The 242-nt window shown below is 47.1% G+C and carries 1 pseudogene; it reads left to right on the forward strand.

Features of this window, described 5'->3' with window-relative positions:
- Positions 1 to 242 (forward strand): annotated as a pseudogene (locus tag RG959_RS24800) (YhgE/Pip domain-containing protein); the annotation flags it as partial.

Here is a 242-nt window from a genome sequence, read left to right on the forward strand (position 1 = left end):
GATAAAGGCATTGAATGAAAGCAACGCAGATGAAGAAGTGGTCGGGAAACTAGTCGAAACGTACCAGGCTGCAAATACAGCTAAACAAACGTACAATGCTGTGAAAGAAGCATTTAGCGGGGTGTCAGGAGCAATAGAGCAATCGTCGGGCGCTACGCAAGAGATGGCTTCCAACTTAGAAACAATGGCAACAGAGATTGAGAATGCCATGGCTTCTACAGGAGGCTTGGACTCCATTGCTC

The sequence above is a fragment of the Domibacillus sp. 8LH genome (assembly GCF_038806185.1).
Classification (GTDB): domain Bacteria; phylum Bacillota; class Bacilli; order Bacillales; family Domibacillaceae; genus Domibacillus; species Domibacillus indicus_A.